Raw genomic sequence first — 17373 nt, 5'->3', positions numbered from 1 at the left:
CCCACGGTAGCAAACTGAAGTCAGTTCATGGAGCTGACTCTGGTGAAGGTCCTCTTGTGAACCGTGATTCCGTCATCTAGAGTTCTCGAACTGAGTTCAATTAAGGGCCAATGGTGAGCGGGCACCGCGAGAGGATGGCGGCCGACATGGATCAGTTCCTGCTCGTGCTGGTGAGTGGCGTCGCCAGCGGCGCGGTCTACGGCCTGATGGGCCTCGGGCTCGTGATCATCTATCGCGCGACGGACGTGGTGAACTTCGCTCTGGCCAGCCTGGCCACACTGGGACTGTACGTCGCGATCACCTTCACCGACGGCGGAGTCGCGACGGCGGTCGGCGTGCTCGCGGCCATCGTCGTGACCGCGCTGGCCGGCGTGGCCGTTCGGGAGGTGGTGATCCGGCCGCTCGGCCAGGGCCAGCTGTTCTCCGCGCTGGTGGTGACCATGGGCGTCTCGCTCATCGCCGAGAGCGTCGTCAACTCGGTGTGGGGCACCCAGCCCAAGACGTTCCCCAGCCTGGTGAACGGCACCGTGCGGTGGGGTGACGCGGCGCTGCCCGCGCAGAGCCTGCTGACCATCGCGATCGCGGCGGTGGCGATGGCGGCGGTCGCCTTCCTGTTCAGCCGGACCACGCTGGGGTCGGCGATGCGGGCGGTCGCGGAATCCGCCGACACCGCCCGGATCATCGGCATCAGCGCACAACGCGTCGCACGCATCGCGTGGGCTCTCGGCCTCGCCCTGGCGGCCCTCGCCGCCTGCCTCTACGCGCCTAGATCGGGTCTGGCGCCCACGGTGCTGGCCGCGCCGTTGTTCCGCGCCTTCGCCGGCATCTTCCTCGGCGGCCTCACGAGCATGTACGGCGCCGTCATCGGCGGGCTGACCGTCGGAGTGCTGGAGAACGTCGCGGCGAGCTATGTCTCGGCCGGTTTCCGCGACACGTTCGTGTTCTCGTTCACCGTCCTCGTGTTGCTGATCCGCCCGCAGGGCCTGTTCGGCACGCGTACCTTCCAGCGGGTCTGAGGAGCAGCACATGGTATTCACCCGCTCGAACCTGGTGAAGGCCGCGCTCGGCCCCGGCGTCGGGCTCGTGCTCATCGCGCTGATGTGGTTCGAGGTGATCCCGGCCTACCAGGCGTATTCGGTCGCGCTCGCCGCGGTCTACGCGATCGTGGTTCTGTCCGTCGGCCTCCTCGCGGGATGGTCGGGGGTCTGGTCGGTCGCCCACCCCGCCTTCTTCGCCGTGGGCGCGTACTTCGCGGCGTACGGCAGCGGGCACCAGTGGCCGCTCGAACTGGTGATCCTCGGGGCGGTGGCGTCGAGCGCCCTCATGGGCGCGTTCCTCGGGTACGCCGGGGCCAGGTTCTCCGTGCTCTACATCGCCCTGCTGACCTTGGCGTTCAGCCTGGTCTCACTGGAGGTGATCAACCGCTGGACCGGCGTCACCGGCGGAGACCAAGGGGTGGCGGTGTCCCAGTTGGACAGCGCGCTCGGCCTGGTCTCGATCCCGAGCGGCGGGGCCGAAGCGCAATATCTCGCGGTTCTCGCGGCCGGGATCGTGTTGGCGATAGCGGTGTTCGGAAAGTCGACCGGGCTGCGCATGCGCATGGTGGCGGCCAAGGCGCATCCGCCTGCCGCCCGTTCCGTCGGAATCGCGCCCGAGGCGCAGAGCGCTCTGTCGTTCGCGGTCAGCGCGGGGTTCACCGGCTTCGCCGGCGTGCTGCTCGGGCTGATCACCGGTTTCGTCAGCCCTGAACCGTTCTCGCTCGGCTTCGGCATCACGCTCATCGCGGCCTGCGTGCTCGGCGGCGTTGGCACGGTCGCCGGCGCCGTGGTCGGCGGTGTCTACCTGGCGTGGGTCCCGACGGTGGCTGCCGGCGTCTCGGTGCCGCAGCCGGTGGTGCAGGGCGTGCTGCTGATCGCCGCGCTGATCTTCCTCCCCGGCGGGGTGGCCCCGTTCGCCGCCGCCACGGCGCGAAGGGTGCTGGGGATGAGCGGGCGCCGCGAGGTGGGATCGGAGCACGACGCCGAGCACCACGCAGGCGAGGAAGGCGCGCCTGTCGCCCATGAGCGCGACCGGCCCGACGACCACGGGCACGACGGGCCCGTCCAGGACGACCGGGAACCGTTGCTGGTCGTCGACGACCTGTCCGTGCGCTTCGGCGGATTGAAGGCACTCGAGGGGGCATCGCTGGCGGTACGCCCCGGCGAGGTGCTCGCCATCATCGGCCCCAACGGCGCCGGCAAGACCACGCTGGTCAACGTCGTGTCCGGGCTCATCGGCGGCGCGCGGATCAGCGGCACGGCCCGCTACGCCGGCAGGAATCTGGTGGGCACGAGGGCCACCGCGCGGCGCGGGCTGAAGATCGGCCGGACGTTCCAGCACGCGGAGTCGTTCTCGGAACTCACGGTCGTCGAGAACGTGTTGTGCACGAGCCGCTGGGTCAACGCCTCGGACCGGGCCCGGGCCGCCGAGCTGCTCGCCCGGACCGGACTGGCCGACGTGGCCGGCCGTTACCCGGCCGAGCTGCCGTTCGGGCTGCAGAAGCGCCTCGATCTCGCCCGCGCGATGGCCGGAGAGCCGGTGCTGCTGATCCTGGACGAGCCGTTCGGAGGCCTGGACGCCACCGAGCGCCGGCTGACCGCCCAGCAGATCGCCCGCCTGCGTGCCCAGGGCGCCGCCGTCGTGATCATCGACCATGTGCTGGACGACCTCTTCGCCGTCGCCGATCGTGTGGTCGCCTTCGACTTCGGCAAGCCGATCGGCTCCGGCACGCCGGACGCCATCCTGCGGGATCCGCAGGTGCGGTCGTCGTACCTCGGCTCGGTCGCCGCGCCCGCCGAACTGCCGGCGGTGCGCGACTCCGGCACCGCCGCCGTCGCCGTCCGCGACGTCAGCCATCACTATGGCGGCGTCGCCGCCCTGCACGGCGTCGACCTGGACATCGGCACGGGCGCGGTCATCGGGGTCGTCGGAGCGAACGGCGCCGGCAAGAGCACGCTCGGGCGGATCATCCATGGCTCGCTGCGCCCGTCGTCGGGACAGGTGGTGATCGGTGAAGGCGACGGGCGCCGGATCCGCGCCAGCCTCGTCCCCGAGGGCCGTGCCCTGTTCAAGACCCTCTCGCTGCGGGAGAACCTCGAAGTCGCCGGGTACGCGGCGGGTCTCAAGGGATCGGACTTGCGCGCCCGCCTGGACGAGGTCGCCGAGTGGCTGCCGGAGCGGCTGCGCGGCCGTCTCTCGGTGGCGGCGGCCGGTCTGAGCGGAGGGGAGCAGCAGATTCTCGCCATCGCACGGGCCCTCATGGCCCGGCCCGACGTGCTGATCCTCGACGAGCCCGCGCTCGGCCTGGCGCCCGCCCTGGTCGACGAGGTCTACGCACGGATCAACCGGCTGGCCCGCGACGGCATGACCGTCGTGCTCCTGGAGCAGTTGCTCAGCCGGGCACTCACGTCCTGTCATGCGGTCGTGGTGCTGCATGAGGGCCGGGTGGCCGCCCGGGGACAGACGACGGACCCCCTGTTCGCGGAACGAGCGGAGCGGGCCTATTTCGGCGGGGCGACCGAGGCCGTGCTGACTACTGGGCTGACCATTGGCGACGTCAACAAGCTGGAGGCCTGATGCTCGACGTCGACCCCGCTCTGCTCGGGGACACAGAGGAGCGCAAGGAACTGCGGGCGGTCGTGCGCGCCTTCCTCACCGAGACCTCCCCGCCGCAGCACCTGCGTGAGCATGTGCCGGAGGGGTGCGACTACGACGAGGACCTGTGGTCGCGGATGGCCAAGGAGCTCGGTGTCCAGGGCCTGGCCGTACCGGAGGAGTACGGCGGATCGGGGTTCTCGTTCGCCGAGCTCGCGGTGGTCCTGGAGGAGTCGGGGCGGGTGTTGCCGCGCGCGCCGTTGCTGTCCACCGCTGTGCTCGGGACCTCGGCCCTGCTGCTCAGCGGCGACCGCGAGGCCTGTGCCCGCTATCTTCCCGGAGTCGCCGCGGGCACCCTCACCGCGACGGTGGCGGGCTTCGACGGTCACGGCCGCTTCCGCGCCGAGCCCGGACCGGGCGGCTGGGTGGGCGGCGGGAGCGCCGACTTCGTGCTCGACGGGTGCGGCGCCGGCCTGATCGTCGTCGTGGCGCAGACCTCCGGCGGCCCCGGCCTCTTCGCGTGCGAGGCCGGGGCCGCCGGACTGGCACGTACGGCCCGGCAGGTCCTGGACGGCACCCGCCCGCAGGCGCTGGTGACACTCACCGGCACCCCGCTGGTGCCGATCGGAGAGCTGGGGAGCGCGAGCGGGGTCGTCGAGCGCGTGCTCGACATCGGGCGTGCCGGCCTGGCGGCCGAACAGGTCGGGGGCAGCGCCCACGCGCTCGACGCGACGGTGTCCTACGTGCGGCAACGCCGCCAGTTCGGCAGGCAGATCGGTTCGTTCCAGGCCGTCAAGCACCGGCTCGCCGATCTCCTGGTCGAGATCGAGGCGGCCCGCTCGGCCACGGCGTACGCGACGGCCTGCGTCACCGCCTCCTCCGGCGAGCTGCCCGTGGCGGCGAGCGCGGCGAAGGTGGTCTGCTCCGGCGCCTACAGCCGGGCGACCGCGGAATACGTGCAGCTGCACGGCGGCATCGGGTTCACCTGGGAGCACCCCGCCCACCTCTACGTGCGGCGCGCCCGTTCGGCGGAGGTCCTCTTCGGCACGCCCGATGACCATCGGGCGCGCCTGGCCCGTCTGATCGGCCTCGACGCGGCTTGAACGCCCGGGATTCACCGTGGCGCGGGCCCCTTGACAGGGGCATCTCCGGCGCCCTAGAACTGTATTGAATTCAGTTCAGTTTCATTGATCCAGGAGGAGACTTGAGCGTCAACGACGAGATCCAGTTCGAACGCGACGGGAACGTGGCACGGGTGTGGCTCAATCGCCCGTGGAAGAAGAACTGCGTGACCTTGCCCATCCTCCAGCGGCTCGACGAGATCATCACCGAGGTCGACGCCGATCCGGAGCTGCGCGTCCTCGTCCTCCGCGGCCGGGGCGGCACCTTCTGCTCGGGCTTCGACCTCGACGAGCTGCAGGCCGACTACATCGGCAGCAGTACGGCGATGGACGTCGCGGTCATCTCAGCGAAGGTCTGCGACCGGCTGTACTCGATGAGCACCCCCTCCGTGGCCGTGCTCGAGGGCTACGTCACCGCCGGCGGCTTCGAGCTGATGATCTCCTGCGACTTCGCGATCGCCGCGGACGACGCCAAGATCGGGGACTTCCACATCAGGCGAGCGCTCTTCGGCGGCGCGGGGCCGATCTACCGGCTTCCCCGCATGATCGGTGTCCGCAAGACCAAGGAGCTGATGCTCACCGGCAAGCTCCTGTCCGGAGCCGAGGCTGCCGCCTTCGACCTGATCAACAAGTCGGCGCCGGCTGAGGAGCTGGACGCCACCGTCGAGGAGTTCATCGGCCACCTGACCGACAAGAGTCCCTTCCAGATGCGGATCACCAAGATGGCCGTCGACCGCGGTCTGGACGCCGACATCCAGTCGCTGATGGTGCTGGAGCATCTCGCCGTGGGCGTGACGCTCAACTCCGAGGACGCCGCCGAGGGCGTGGCCGCGTTCCTGGAGAAGCGCGAGCCGAAGTGGAAGGGCCGCTGACCGATGCCGGATGACTCGCCGGTCCAGGACCGCGCCGAGGTGACCGAGGCGGGCGAGCCGGCCCGGCTGCGGGGACGCCGGTGCGGCGGGTGCGCGGTGACGGCCTATCCGGCGGACGGCGCCTGCCCACGGTGCGGGCGGGCGACGTCCGCGGTGACACTGTCCGCGGAGGGGCGGCTGTGGACCTGGACGGTTCAGCGGTTCGCCCCCAAGGCGCCTCCCTACGCCCCGCCCGCCGAGGGCTTCCGGCCGTTCGCGGTCGGCTACGTGGAGCTGCCGGAGGGCGTTCGCGTCGCGGCGGTGCTCGACACGGACGACTTCGACTCGATCAGGATCGGCATGCCGGTTCGGATCGGACCCACCGGTGGAGTGCCGCGGGCCGTCCCGGTCGAGGAGACCCCATGACGGACGTGCTGATCGCCGGCGCCGGCATCTCGCCGTTCGGCCGCACCGAGCACATGACGGGCCGTCAGCACGCCGTCCACGCGGTGAACGCGGCGCTGGCCGATGCCGGGATCCCGTGGTCACGGGTGGGAGCCGCGTTCGGGGGCAGCGACGCCGCCGGCCTGGCCGACACCCTGGTGGCGCAGCTCGGCCTGACCGGCCTGCCGTTCGTCAACGTGAAGAACGGATGCGCGACGGGCGGCAGCGCACTCGTCTCGGCGGTGAACGCCATCCGCGCCGGCATGGCCGACGTCGTACTGGCGGTCGGCTTCGACAAGCACCCGCGCGGCGCCTTCGACCCGCTGCCCGCCGACTGGGGACTCGACGACGCCTACGGCCGCGACGGGCTGATGGTCACCACCCAGTTCTTCGGCATGAAGATCCGGCGTTACATGCACGATCACGGGATCACTCCGCGGACGCTCGCGCTGGTGGCGGAGAAGGCGTATCGCAACGGCGCCCGCAACCCCAACGCGTGGCGGCGCACCCCGTTCAGCGCCGATGAGATCCTCGCCTCGGGCATGGTCAACGACCCGTTGACCCGCTACATGTTCTGCTCTCCCGGGGAGGGCGCGACCGCGCTGGTGCTCTGCGCCGCCTCGGCGGCCAAGGAGCTCACCGGCGTGCCGGTGACCCTGCGTTCCGCGGTCGTGAGATCGCGTCGCTTCGGTTCGTTCGAGGTCTTCAGCCCCTGGGTCCCGGGCGGCGAGCTGACCAGCGTGAGCCGGGACGCGGCCACGGCGGCCTTCGAGGCGGCCGGCGTCGGCCCGGGCGAGGTCGACGTGTGCCAGCTGCAGGACACCGAGAGCGGCGCCGAGGTCATGCACATGGCCGAGTGCGGGCTCTGCGAGGACGGCGAGCAGGAGAAGCTGATCGCGGCGGGCGCCACCGAGATCGGCGGTTCGCTGCCGGTCAACACCGACGGCGGGTGCATCGCCAACGGCGAGCCGATCGGCGCGTCCGGCCTGCGCCAGGTGCACGAGGTGGTCCAGCAGTTGCGCGGGCAGGCCGGCGACCGGCAGGTGCCGGGCCGGCCGAGAGTCGGGTTCACGCACGTCTACGGTGCCCCCGGCGTGAGCGCCTGCACGGTGCTGTCCCGATGAGCGCGCTGTGCCCTCCACTGGGCCCTCCACTGGGCCCTCCACTGGGCCGGACGTCGAGCGACTGGGTGAGGAGGAGAAATGAGCGGTATTCCGGCACCTGAGAGGTTCCGGGCTGAAGCGCGCGCCTGGCTCACGTCGGTCGCCCGTCCGCGGCCGGCGGACAGCGCCTGGGGCACCGGTGACGACTCGGTCGCGGTCTTCGAGAACTGGTCCGAGGACGAGGAGCGCGAGCACACGGAACGCATCCGGTCCTGGGAGCGGACCCGCTTCGACCACGGCTGGGGTGCGCTGAGCTGGCCGGAGGAGTTCGGCGGACGCGGCTTGCCCGCGTCCTACGAGCAGCTCTACCGGGAAGAGGAGGCGGCTTTCGACGTCCCGCGCCGCACCGAGATCTTCCCCGTCACCCAGCAGCTGGTGGCCCCGGCCGTCCGGATCTGGGGCACGCTGGAACAACGGGAACGCTGGATCCGGCCCATGCTGCGCGCGGATCAGCTGGCCTGCCAGCTGTTCTCCGAGACCGAGGCCGGCTCCGACCTGGCCGCCGTGCGTACCCGGGCGATCCGCGACGGCGACCACTGGGTACTGAGCGGGCACAAGGTGTGGACCTCGGGAGCACAGGCCGCATCGTGGGGCGTGGCCGTGTGCCGTACGGATCCCGAAGCACGCAAGCACGCGGGCATCACCGTGTTCATGGTGCCGATGGCCGCCCCGGGCGTGACCATCCGCCCCATCCGCCAGATGACCGGCGGCACCAGCTTCAACGAGGTCTACCTCGACGACGTGGTGGTGCCCGACGCCGACCGGCTCGGCCCCGCCGGCGAGGGATGGCGGGTCACCCTGACGGTGCTGGCCGCCGAACGCCTCGACTCCGGCTCCCTCGGCCTGGCCAACGCCGACCGCGCCGTCGAACTGGCACGGCACCTCTCCAGGCCGCTCACCGGGAGCGAGCGGGACCGCGTCGCGGACCTGTACGTGCGGACGCTGGTGCAGCGCCTCATCGGGCTGCGGGTGACCGCGGCGCTGGTCGCCGGCCGGGAACCGGGCGCCGAGGCGTCCGTCGGGAAGTTGTACGCCACCGAGACGATGCGCCGCACCACCGACCTGGCCCTGCAGCTTCTCGGGCCCCGCCTGGTCGCCGACACGGGGGAGTGGGGCGCCTTCGCCTGGACCGAGCACCTCCTCGGCGCGCCCGGCTACAGCATCGCCGGCGGCACCGACGAGATCCAGCGCACCATCCTGTCCGAGCGGGTGCTCGGCCTGCCGAAGGAGCCGTCACCATGACCGCGGACGTCGCCGCGCCCGACCTGGCCGAGCGGGTCGCCGAGGCGTTCCCCGGGGTGGGCCCGTTGCGGACGCTCGCCGGCGGCCACTCCGGCCTCACCTACGTGACGACCGTGGGGCAGGACAGATACGTCGTCAAAGCGGTCCCGGCCGCGGAACGGCCGGTGGGCCGCAACGACATGCTCCGCCAGGCGAGGGTGCTGCGGGCGCTGGCCGGTTCGGCGGTGCCGGTCCCGGAGGTCGTGGCGGTCGACGAGCGGCAACCGGCCTGGTTCGCGATGGAGTTCGTCCCAGGCGAGGCCGTGGAACCGGTGCTCGACGAGCACGAGCACGAGCACGAGCTCGATCCCGGCCTGGCACGGGCGCGGATGGTGGAAGCCGCCCGGGTGCTGCGCCGCCTGCACGAGGTCGGCCTCGCCTCACTGACGCTGGAGGCGCCGCCGCCCCGCGACGCGACCGCCGAGCTTGAACAGTGGAGCCGCACGATGCGGGCGGTGCCCGCCGAGCTGCGCCCCGGGGCCGACGACCTGCTCCGCCGCCTCGCCGAGGAGGTGCCCGGCGACCTGCCACCCGTCCTGCTGCACGGCGACTTCCGGCTCGGCAACGTGCTGTGCCGGGCGGAGCGGGCGGCGGCCGTCGTCGACTGGGAGATCTGGAGCGTCGGCGACCCGCGGACCGACCTCGGCTGGTTCCTGCTGTTCGCCGACCACCGCAACTTCCCTGCGCTGGGACGGGAGGTTCCCGGGCTGCCGCCCGAGACGGAGCTGCTGGACGCCTACCTGGCCGGTGCGCCGCCGCTTCCCGACCTCGACTGGTTCCGCGCGCTCTGCCGGATGAAGATGGCCGCCATCATGGGCCACAACCTGCGCCGGCACCGCGAGGGCAGGATCCACGACCCGGACCAGGAACGGCTGCCTCCCACGATCGCCGCCATGATCCGGACCGCTCGCGACCTTCTCGGCTGATCAACGTAGAAATTGAGGACAATCGTGGACTTCGACCTCTCGCCGCGTGCCTGCGAGCTCCGAGATCGGCTGGCCGCCTTCATGGACCGGTACGTGTACCCCGGCGAGGCCGTGTACGACCGGCAGATCGCCGAGGCGGACGACCCGCACGCTCTGCCGCCGGTGATGCGGGAAATGAAGGAGAAGGCCCGCGCCGAAGGACTGTGGAACCTGTTCATGTCCCACGGCGACTGGGGCGCCGGGCTGACCAACCTGGAGTACGCCCCGCTCGCGGAGCTGATGGGCCGCTCCATCATCGGCCCAGAGGTGTTCAACTGCTCGGCCCCCGACACCGGGAACATGGAGCTGCTCGCCCTCTTCGGCACACCCGAGCAGCGGCGGCGATGGCTGCGTCCGCTGCTCGACGCCGAGATCCGGTCATGCTTCGCGATGACCGAACCGGACGTGGCGAGCTCCGATCCGCGCAACATCCGCACCCGGATCACCCGGGACGGCGACCACTACCTCGTCAACGGCCGCAAATGGTTCACCTCGGGCATCCTCGACCCCGACTGCAAGCTGATCATCCTGATGGGGGTGACCGACCCGGACGCGCCGTCCTACCGGCGGCAGAGCATGGTGCTCATCCCCAGGGACACCCCCGGCGTCACGGTGCTGCGCGACCTGCCCATGTTCGGCTACACCGACCGCCTCGGGCACGGCGACGTGCTCTTCGAGGACGTACGCGTGCCCGCCGCCAACCTGCTCGGCGGGGAAGGGGAGGGTTTCGCGCTCGCCCAGGGACGGCTCGGGCCCGGCCGGATGCACTATGCCATGCGCGCGGTCGGTTTCGCCGAACGGGCCCTGGACCTCATGTGCCGGCGGGTGCTCACCCGGGAGGCGTTCGGCGGCCCGCTGGCCGACCAGGGCGTGGTGCGGGAATGGATCGCCCGCAGCCGGATCGAGATCGAGCAGTTGCGGCTGCTGGTGCTGAAGTCGGCGTGGCTGATGGACACCGTGGGCAACTCGGCGGCCCGCATGGAAGTCGCGGCGATCAAGGTGGCCGCGCTGGACGTGGCCCACCGGGTGGTCGACCGCGCCGTGCAGGCGCACGGCGCGGCCGGGGTGTGCGACGACACCGTCCTGGCCAGGTTGTTCGCGATCACCCGGGCGCTGCGCATCGCCGACGGGCCCGACGAGGTCCACCTGCGCACCGTCGCCCGCCAGGAGCTGGCCAAGCACACGAAGGAGAAGGCGGCATGAAACCGCTCGACAAAAGGGTGGCGGTGATCACCGGTGGGTCCCAGGGCATCGGCCGGGCCATCGCGCGGGCCTACCGCGCTGCCGGGGCGCACGTGGTCATCGCGGCGCGCAAACCGGAGGGGCTGGCCGCCGCCCGCGCCGATCTGCTGGGGCTTGACGCCGACGGCGACGTGCACACGGTCGTGGCGAACGCCGGAGAGCCGGACCAGGCGCAGCGTTGCGTCGAAGAGACGATGGAGCGGTTCGGCCGGGTCGACATCCTGGTCAACAACGCCGCCACCAATCCGTACTACGGCGACCTGATCGACCTCGACCTGCCGCGCGCCGAGAAGACGGTGCGGGTCAACCAGTACGGGATGATCGCCTGGACTCGTTGCGCGTGGAAGGCGTCGATGGCCGAGCACGGCGGTGCCGTCATCAACATCGCGTCGGTGGGCGGGTTGATCGTCGACCCGCACATCGGCTACTACAACGCGACCAAGGCGGCGATGATGCACATGACCCGCCAGCTCGCCTACGAACTCGGGCCGAAGGCACGGGTCAACGCCATCGCTCCCGGCCTGATCAAGACGGAGTTGGCGCGCGCCGTGTGGGAGGCCCGCGAGGCCATCCTCACCGCGAAGCTCCCGCTGCGCCGGCTGGGGACCCCCGAGGACGTCGCCGACGCGGCGCTCTTCCTGGCTTCGGACGCGTCGTCCTGGATCACCGGCCAGACGCTCGTCATCGACGGCGGCGCGCTGGCTCTGCCGATCGGGGTCGAGGAGTGATCGGCGACCTGTTCTCCCTGCGAGGCAGGACGGCCGTGGTCACCGGCGCTTCATCGGGACTCGGCGCCCGCTTCGCGACGGTCCTGGCGGCCGCCGGAGCCACCGTCTTCGCGGCGGCCCGCAGGGCCGACCGGCTGGAGAAGCTGGCCGCGGGAGACTCCCGCATCCACCCCGTGCCCTGTGACGTCGGCCGGGATGAGGATCGCGCCCGGCTGGTCGAGACGGCGTTGGCGGCCACAGGCCGCTTCGACGTCCTGGTCAACAACGCGGGCGTCGCCGGCGCCTCCCGCGCCGCGGACGAGAGCCCGGGGGACTTCGCCGGCGTCCTGGCGGTGAATCTGGTGGCGCCGTTCCACCTCGCCCGGCTCATGGCGGAGACGGAGAACCCCGGCACCGGCCGGAGCGTCGTCAACGTGGCCTCCATCCTCGCCCTGGTATCCACCGCACCGCTCGGCGGGGCGAGCTACGCGGCCTCCAAGGCGGGACTGGTGGGGCTGACCCGCGAGCTGGCCGGCCAGTGGGGCCGCGCCGGTGTACGCGTCAACGCGCTGGCGCCGGGCTGGTTCAGGTCCGAGATGACCGAGGACCTGTTCGAGGACGCCGGATCCGGCCGGTGGATCGAGAGGAACACCATGCTGGGCCGTGCCGGGGAGGAGCGCGAGCTCGACGGCGCCCTGCTGTTCCTCGCCTCGGACGCCTCCTCCTACTGCACCGGGCAGGTCCTGGTGGTCGACGGCGGCTGGACGGCGCGATGAGCGCCCTTCCCGCCGTCACGGTCGAGGTCGAGGACCACGTGGCGCACGTCGTCATGCGCCGGGCCGCCCGCGGCAACGCCATCGACCTGGAGCTCGCGCGCGGCCTGCGGACCGCCGCCCGGCGCTGCCTCGACGAGGACGTCCGGGCCGTCCTGCTGCGCGGCGAAGGACGGTCCTTCTGCGTCGGCGGGGACCTCCGCGAGTTCTCCTCCTTCCACGGCGACGCGCTGAAGGAACACCTGAACGAGGTGACCGACGCCCTGCACGAAGCGCTGCGGACGTTCCTCGCGATGGACGCCCCGCTCGTCGCGGAGGTGCGCGGCGCGGTCGCCGGAGCCGGTGTCGGGCTGGCCACCGCCGCCGATCTCACGATCGCGTCCGCCGACGCGACGTTCGTGCTCGCCTACACGGGCATCGGGTACACGCCTGACGCCGGGACGACCTGGACGCTGCCCCGGTTGCTCGGCCCCAAGCGCGCGCTGGAGCTGCTGCTGACCAACCGCCGGATCTCCGCGCCGGAGGCGGCCGACCTGGGGCTCGTCACCGCCGTGGTGGATCCCGGGCGGCTGCAGGAGGAGACAGAACGGGTGACCGCCACGCTCGCGGAGGGCGCGACCAGGGCCTTCGGGGCGACGCGGCGGCTCGTTCTCGCCGGCCTGTCCGGCGGCCTCGACGCGCAGCTCGATCGCGAGGCCCGGTCCGTCGCCGAGGCGGCGGCGTCACCCGAGGGCGTCGAAGGCGTCGCGGCCTTCCTCGGCAAGCGGCCCGCCCAGTTCCTCCCCACACGATCCGAGCCAGCCTGACCATGTCGAACAACCGGAGAATGCCTTGGCAGAAGCCTTCATCGTCGATGCCGTCCGCACCCCTGTCGGCCGCCGCAAGGGAGCGCTCAGCGCGGTGCATCCCGCGGACCTGGGCGCTCACGTCCTGCGCGCGCTCGTCACCCGCACCGGGATCGACCCCGGCGCCGTCGACGACGTGTATTTCGGCTGCGTCAGCCAGATGGGCGCGCAGACCGGGAACATCGCCCGCACCTCGTGGCTGTCCGCAGGGCTTCCCCAGCACGTGCCGGGGACGACCATCGACCGGCAGTGCGGCTCCTCCCAGCAGGCCGTGCACTTCGCCGCCCAGGCGGTCATGTCCGGCGCCGCGGACCTCGTCGTCGCGGGCGGCGTCGAGGTCATGAGCCTGGTGCCCATCGCCAGCCCGGCCACCGTCGGAGAGCGTGAGGGCATGGGCACGCCGTACGACGGTGAGGGCTGGCGGACCCACTTCGGAGATCAGGAGGTGTCACAGTTCCGCGGCGCCGAACTGATCGCGCAGAAGTGGGACGTGTCGCGAGAGGACATGGAGCGGTTCGCCCTGGAGAGTCACCGGCGCGCGGTCGCCGCCTGGTCGGACGGGGCCTTCGCCGACGAGGTCGTGCCCGCGTTCGGGCTGGAGGCCGACGAGGGCCCGCGGGCCGACACCAGCCTCGAGAAGATGGCCGGCCTGAAAGCGCTCAGCGAGGGCGGCCGGCTGACCGCCGCGGTGTCCAGCCAGATCTCGGACGGCGCCGCCGCCCTGCTCGTCGCCTCCGAGGAGGCGGTGCGCCGCCATGGGCTCACGCCGCTGGCCAGGGTCCACAGCATGGCCGTCGTCGGCTCGGACCCCATATACATGCTCACCGGGCCCATCCCGGCCACCGAGAAGATCCTGGACAGGTCCGGCCTGTCCATCGACGGCATCGACCTGATCGAGATCAACGAGGCGTTCGCCTCGGTGGTGCTGGCCTGGCAGAGGGAGATGGGCGCGGCGCCCGAGCGGACCAACGCGTTCGGGGGAGCCATCGCCCTCGGCCATCCGCTGGGAGCCACCGGGGCGCGGCTGATGACGACCCTGATCCACCAGCTTCGCCGCACCGGCGGGCGCTACGGCCTGCAGACCATGTGCGAGGGCGGCGGAATGGCGAACGCCACGATCGTCGAACGGGTATGATCATTGGATAGAATCGAGTTCAAGTCAGGTTGGTTTCGGGCGTGCCAGGGCGCCTCCCGACACCCCCGTCGGGAGAGGTGATGACTGCGGCGAAGACGACGGCGGTGAAGATCGAGGAGCCGGACGAGGGTCCTCGATCCAAGCGAGCTGCCATTCTGGCGGCCGCCATAGGGAAGTTCGGCAAGGACGGCTACGACGCCACCAAGTGGTCGACGGTCGCCGATCAGGTGGGCATCGGGCAGACGGCCCTCTACCACTACTTCGAGTCGAAGGCCCACTGCCTGCTCACGATCATGCGGCTCGAGCTGCAACGCTCGCATGAGATGTTCGTCAAGGCGACGGCCGATCAGCCCAATGCCATGGACGCGCTCCGGGCGGCGGTGCGCGCCGCGTACGCGGTCTCCGAGAAGGACGTGCTGCAGATGCGCATTCTGCAGAACAACCTCGCGCTCCTCGCGGTCCCCCGCAACTCCAAGCGGGAGGAGACCGAACGCCAGGCGGCTCGCGAGCTGGTGCATCGCATCGAGAGCGCCTGGACCGAGCTGCTCGAGCGGGGGATGTCGGAGGGCGTGTTCGTGCGCCGTGACGCGCACACGCTGGCGTTGAACATGCTCGGCATGATCGTGAGCGTCTGGCGGTGGTACCGCCCGAGAGGCCCGGTGACGCTGTCCGCCGTGGGCGAGCTGACCGAGGACTGCTGCGTGCGGATGGTCGCGATCTAGCCGAGCTCCCGGGCGGGCTCGGCGATCAGCCGTGCACGGCGATCAGCCGTGCACGGCGTTGAGAACGGCGGCGAGCTTCTCGGGCGCGCTGACCATCGCCATGTGACCGGTGTCGAGATCGACGACGTCGGGCCGCAGCAGCGCGATGGATCGCTGCTGGAGCTCCTCGACGTAGCACTGGTCCCTGGTGAGGTGCACATACGTGCGGGGGAGCTCGCGTCCGTACCCGCTCAGATCCACGCGCTCGCTCAGCAGAGTGGCCGAGTCGTCGACGAGCCGGTCCAGAGCGGACGCGGCGGTCGCCTCGTCCATGTCGTTGCACAGCACCGCGGCGGCGCCCTCGCGGGTCTGGTGGTAGACGCCGCCGGCGATGGACTGCTCGACCAGAACCCGCACGTCGGGATCTATCTGGTCGAGCACCCGGGTTCCGTCGGGAGGCACCACGCCCGACACAAGGACGACGTGACGGATCCGGTCAGGCATGAGGTCCAGGACGCGTGGCACCGTGACGCCCGCGAAGGAGTGACCGACCAGCACCACGTCCCTCAGATCCTTCGCTTCGACGTCCTGCCGGACCGCCTCGGCGCAGTCGGCGAGGGTGACCGTGCGCAGGTCGATCTCCGCCCTTGTCCCGCGTCCCGGAAGGTCGACCGCCAGCGCTTCCGCGCCCAGGTGGGGGATGAGCTCGTCCCAGCAGTCGGCACCGAAGCCTGCCCCGTGGATGAGAACGAACGACATGGGTGTCCTCCTCGTCGTAGCGCCTAGGCGGCCAACCATAACTGAATTCAATTCGTATACCTAGCCCTGCCTGGACATACTGTTTCTGTTTGTTCACGGGGCTATTGCCCGGGCGTGAGTGCGGCACTAGAGTCCAGTTAGCTGAACTGAACTCAGTTGAGAGAGTGCCCATGAGCTTCCGTACGACCCCCCTTCTCATGGCCGGTGTCCTGGCCCTCGTGCTCGCTACGGGCGCCTGCGGTGGCAGTGCCTCCGATGCCGCAGACGACAAAGAGATCAAGATCGGCGCCTGGTACCCGCTCACGGGTCCCGTGGCCGCCTCCGGCGTCCCGCAACACGCGGGCGCCGATGCGTACTTCAAAATGATCAACGACAAGGGCGGCATCAACGGCCGCAAGGTGAACTGGATCGTCAAGGACAACGCGTTCGACCCGCAGCAGACGGTGCAGATCGCGAGAGAACTCGTCGGCCAGGAGAAGGTGGTCGCCATCGTGGCCGCCAACGGCACCGCGCAGGGCGAGGCGACGTTCCCGTTCGTTCTCCAGCAGTCCAAGGTGCCGATCTTCAACGAGCTCGGCGGCGCCGCGACCTGGTACACGCCGCCCCGTCCGGGTCTGTTCGGCGTCCAGACACTCTACGAGGACCAGGCCGCGGCCCTGGCGGCCTGGGTGGCCGAGGACGGCGCGAAGAAGGTGCTGGTGGTGCACAGCGACCCGGCCGCGTTCGTCAACGTGGCCAAGCAGGTGGCGCCGGTTCTCCAGAAGGCCGGCCCGGGGGCGAGCGCCGAGCTTCTCTCGGTCAAGTTCCAGTCCACCGACTACAGCCCCGTGATCGCTCAGGTGAAGGCGAAGAAGCCCGACGCGATCATCCTGATCCTCGCCTCGCCGGAGGCCGCGGCCTTCCTCAAGGAGGCCAAGCTGCAGGGCCTGTCGGTGCCCGCCTACGGCTATGCGCCCACCGCGGCTGCGTCCACGCTGGCCCTCGCCGGCGACGCCGCCGAAGGCTTCAGGGCGGTGCAGCTGGTCAGGTCGCCGATCGACAGCGATCCGTCGGTGGCGGAGTTCCGCGACGCGATGGCCAAATACGCGCCGAAGCAGCAGGCCGACTTCATCGCCCTGTGGGGATGGACCGCGGCCAAGGTCTTCGTCCAGGTAGCGCAGACCGTGCAGGGGCCGATCACCTCGCAGTCGCTCGTGGCCGCCTACGAGAAGGCCGGCAACATCGACCCCGGCGTGGCACCGGTGATGAGCTTCAGCGCCGACAAACACCTCGGGACCCGGGCGGTGCAGAAGGTGGTCGTGAAGGGTGGCAAATTCGAGTCGCAGGGCGACTTCTACACGCCGCCGGACCGCTGACGACGCCCTGGGTATGCGACGAGCAGGAGGATGAAGTCATGGTGCTGCGTGAGTACATGGCCTGCATGGACAGCCACGATCCGGACAAGGCGCTCGAGTATGTGGAGCCGGACTTCCGATTCCTCATCGCGCTGCCTGGCCGCGAGGTGACCGGACGGTCCAGGGAGGACTTCGCGCGGTACATCGCCGGGCGCAACGCCGTCGACCGGGTTCACCACATCCTCCGCTCGGCCGTCGACGAGAACTTCGAGACGGTCTACGGGGTGGTCACCGAGTCGGGTGAGCCGGTCGGGGCGTTCCACTCCGCGGCCGTGGTGTCCCCTGCTGGAAAAATGGCCCGTTACCAGGCATTCTTCACCACGTCCTTCGAGTTGCTGGACTGGCCGGCTTGAGGACAC

General features: G+C 70.9%; 17 protein-coding genes. 16 read left to right on the top strand and 1 reads right to left on the bottom strand.

Features of this window, described 5'->3' with window-relative positions; genetic code table 11:
- The first annotated feature begins 146 nt into the window (after positions 1-146).
- The 14 genes from EJK15_RS35990 (at position 147) to EJK15_RS35925 (ending at position 14882) form a co-directional block, all read left to right on the top strand.
- Positions 147-1016 (top strand): branched-chain amino acid ABC transporter permease, encoded by an 870-nt coding sequence (locus tag EJK15_RS35990; protein WP_138714948.1) that lies wholly within the window; start codon positions 147-149, stop codon positions 1014-1016.
- Positions 1017-1026: 10 nt separating this feature from the next.
- Entirely contained in the window at positions 1027-3615 is a 2589-nt protein-coding gene (locus EJK15_RS35985) for an ATP-binding cassette domain-containing protein (protein WP_138714947.1), read from the top strand.
- On the top strand, positions 3615-4736 hold the full coding sequence (locus tag EJK15_RS35980) for an acyl-CoA dehydrogenase family protein (RefSeq protein WP_138714946.1): 1122 nt from the start codon (positions 3615-3617) through the stop codon (positions 4734-4736). Before EJK15_RS35985 ends, EJK15_RS35980 begins: the two co-directional genes overlap by 1 nt.
- A gap of 101 nt (positions 4737-4837) precedes the next feature.
- Positions 4838-5626 (top strand): enoyl-CoA hydratase/isomerase family protein, encoded by a 789-nt coding sequence (locus EJK15_RS35975; protein WP_138714945.1) that lies wholly within the window; start codon positions 4838-4840, stop codon positions 5624-5626.
- A gap of 3 nt (positions 5627-5629) precedes the next feature.
- On the top strand, positions 5630-6031 hold the full coding sequence (locus EJK15_RS35970) for a Zn-ribbon domain-containing OB-fold protein (RefSeq protein ID WP_138714944.1): 402 nt from the start codon (positions 5630-5632) through the stop codon (positions 6029-6031).
- Positions 6028-7173: a thiolase family protein gene (locus tag EJK15_RS35965; protein ID WP_138714943.1), complete on the top strand. Its 1146-nt coding sequence runs from the start codon at positions 6028-6030 to the stop codon at positions 7171-7173. The genes EJK15_RS35970 and EJK15_RS35965 overlap by 4 nt, the downstream gene beginning before the upstream one ends.
- Before the next feature lie 78 nt (positions 7174-7251).
- Positions 7252-8454 (top strand): acyl-CoA dehydrogenase family protein, encoded by a 1203-nt coding sequence (locus EJK15_RS35960; protein ID WP_138714942.1) that lies wholly within the window; start codon positions 7252-7254, stop codon positions 8452-8454.
- On the top strand, positions 8451-9419 hold the full coding sequence (locus tag EJK15_RS35955) for a phosphotransferase family protein (protein ID WP_138714941.1): 969 nt from the start codon (positions 8451-8453) through the stop codon (positions 9417-9419). The genes EJK15_RS35960 and EJK15_RS35955 overlap by 4 nt, the downstream gene beginning before the upstream one ends.
- Positions 9420-9443: 24 nt before the next feature.
- Positions 9444-10661 carry an acyl-CoA dehydrogenase family protein gene (locus EJK15_RS35950; protein ID WP_138714940.1) on the top strand — a complete coding sequence of 406 codons (1218 nt, stop codon included), beginning with the start codon at positions 9444-9446 and terminating at the stop codon, positions 10659-10661.
- Positions 10658-11428: an SDR family oxidoreductase gene (locus EJK15_RS35945; protein ID WP_138714939.1), complete on the top strand. Its 771-nt coding sequence runs from the start codon at positions 10658-10660 to the stop codon at positions 11426-11428. Before EJK15_RS35950 ends, EJK15_RS35945 begins: the two co-directional genes overlap by 4 nt.
- Positions 11425-12183 (top strand): SDR family NAD(P)-dependent oxidoreductase, encoded by a 759-nt coding sequence (locus EJK15_RS35940; protein WP_240777433.1) that lies wholly within the window; start codon positions 11425-11427, stop codon positions 12181-12183. The genes EJK15_RS35945 and EJK15_RS35940 overlap by 4 nt, the downstream gene beginning before the upstream one ends.
- The gene (locus tag EJK15_RS35935; protein ID WP_138714938.1) at positions 12180-12986 is read left to right on the top strand and encodes an enoyl-CoA hydratase/isomerase family protein; all 807 of its coding nucleotides are present in this window, start codon (positions 12180-12182) and stop codon (positions 12984-12986) included. The genes EJK15_RS35940 and EJK15_RS35935 overlap by 4 nt, the downstream gene beginning before the upstream one ends.
- A 25-nt stretch (positions 12987-13011) precedes the next feature.
- Positions 13012-14160, top strand: a complete 1149-nt coding sequence (locus EJK15_RS35930) for an acetyl-CoA C-acetyltransferase (RefSeq protein ID WP_138714937.1) — start codon at positions 13012-13014, stop codon at positions 14158-14160.
- 80 nt (positions 14161-14240) lie between these two features.
- Complete coding sequence (locus EJK15_RS35925) at positions 14241-14882, top strand: TetR/AcrR family transcriptional regulator (RefSeq protein WP_138714936.1); 642 nt, start codon at positions 14241-14243, stop codon at positions 14880-14882.
- Positions 14883-14924: 42 nt separating this feature from the next.
- Here EJK15_RS35925 and EJK15_RS35920 read toward each other — a convergent pair whose 3' ends face one another.
- On the bottom strand, positions 14925-15620 hold the full coding sequence (locus EJK15_RS35920) for an alpha/beta fold hydrolase (protein ID WP_138714935.1): 696 nt from the start codon (positions 15618-15620) through the stop codon (positions 14925-14927).
- 170 nt (positions 15621-15790) lie between these two features.
- Between EJK15_RS35920 and EJK15_RS35915 the strand changes: the two genes are divergently transcribed.
- Entirely contained in the window at positions 15791-16975 is a 1185-nt protein-coding gene (locus EJK15_RS35915) for an ABC transporter substrate-binding protein (protein WP_138714934.1), read from the top strand.
- 38 nt (positions 16976-17013) lie between these two features.
- A complete protein-coding gene (locus EJK15_RS35910; RefSeq protein ID WP_138714933.1) occupies positions 17014-17367 on the top strand; it encodes a nuclear transport factor 2 family protein in 354 nt (117 codons plus the stop codon).
- Positions 17368-17373: the final 6 nt, after the last annotated feature.

Source organism: Nonomuraea basaltis (assembly GCF_005893125.1).
Classification (GTDB): Bacteria; Actinomycetota; Actinomycetes; order Streptosporangiales; family Streptosporangiaceae; genus Nonomuraea; species Nonomuraea basaltis.
Note: the sequence above shows the minus strand (reverse complement) of the source record. Positions and strands in the feature narration are given on the sequence as shown.

What these genes read in the sequence shown, in the direction of transcription:
- EJK15_RS35980 (WP_138714946.1), top strand. Translation starts at nt 3,615, where the DNA reads ATGCTCGACGTCGACCCCGCTCTGCTCGGGGACACAGAGGAGCGCAAG.
- EJK15_RS35990 (WP_138714948.1), top strand. Translation starts at nt 147, where the DNA reads ATGGATCAGTTCCTGCTCGTGCTGGTGAGTGGCGTCGCCAGCGGCGCG.
- EJK15_RS35910 (WP_138714933.1), top strand. Translation starts at nt 17,014, where the DNA reads ATGGTGCTGCGTGAGTACATGGCCTGCATGGACAGCCACGATCCGGAC.
- EJK15_RS35920 (WP_138714935.1), bottom strand. Translation starts at nt 15,620, where the DNA reads ATGTCGTTCGTTCTCATCCACGGGGCAGGCTTCGGTGCCGACTGCTGG.
- EJK15_RS35935 (WP_138714938.1), top strand. Translation starts at nt 12,180, where the DNA reads ATGAGCGCCCTTCCCGCCGTCACGGTCGAGGTCGAGGACCACGTGGCG.
- EJK15_RS35945 (WP_138714939.1), top strand. Translation starts at nt 10,658, where the DNA reads ATGAAACCGCTCGACAAAAGGGTGGCGGTGATCACCGGTGGGTCCCAG.
- EJK15_RS35915 (WP_138714934.1), top strand. Translation starts at nt 15,791, where the DNA reads ATGAGCTTCCGTACGACCCCCCTTCTCATGGCCGGTGTCCTGGCCCTC.
- EJK15_RS35985 (WP_138714947.1), top strand. Translation starts at nt 1,027, where the DNA reads ATGGTATTCACCCGCTCGAACCTGGTGAAGGCCGCGCTCGGCCCCGGC.
- EJK15_RS35955 (WP_138714941.1), top strand. Translation starts at nt 8,451, where the DNA reads ATGACCGCGGACGTCGCCGCGCCCGACCTGGCCGAGCGGGTCGCCGAG.
- EJK15_RS35970 (WP_138714944.1), top strand. Translation starts at nt 5,630, where the DNA reads ATGCCGGATGACTCGCCGGTCCAGGACCGCGCCGAGGTGACCGAGGCG.
- EJK15_RS35925 (WP_138714936.1), top strand. Translation starts at nt 14,241, where the DNA reads ATGACTGCGGCGAAGACGACGGCGGTGAAGATCGAGGAGCCGGACGAG.
- EJK15_RS35960 (WP_138714942.1), top strand. Translation starts at nt 7,252, where the DNA reads ATGAGCGGTATTCCGGCACCTGAGAGGTTCCGGGCTGAAGCGCGCGCC.
- EJK15_RS35965 (WP_138714943.1), top strand. Translation starts at nt 6,028, where the DNA reads ATGACGGACGTGCTGATCGCCGGCGCCGGCATCTCGCCGTTCGGCCGC.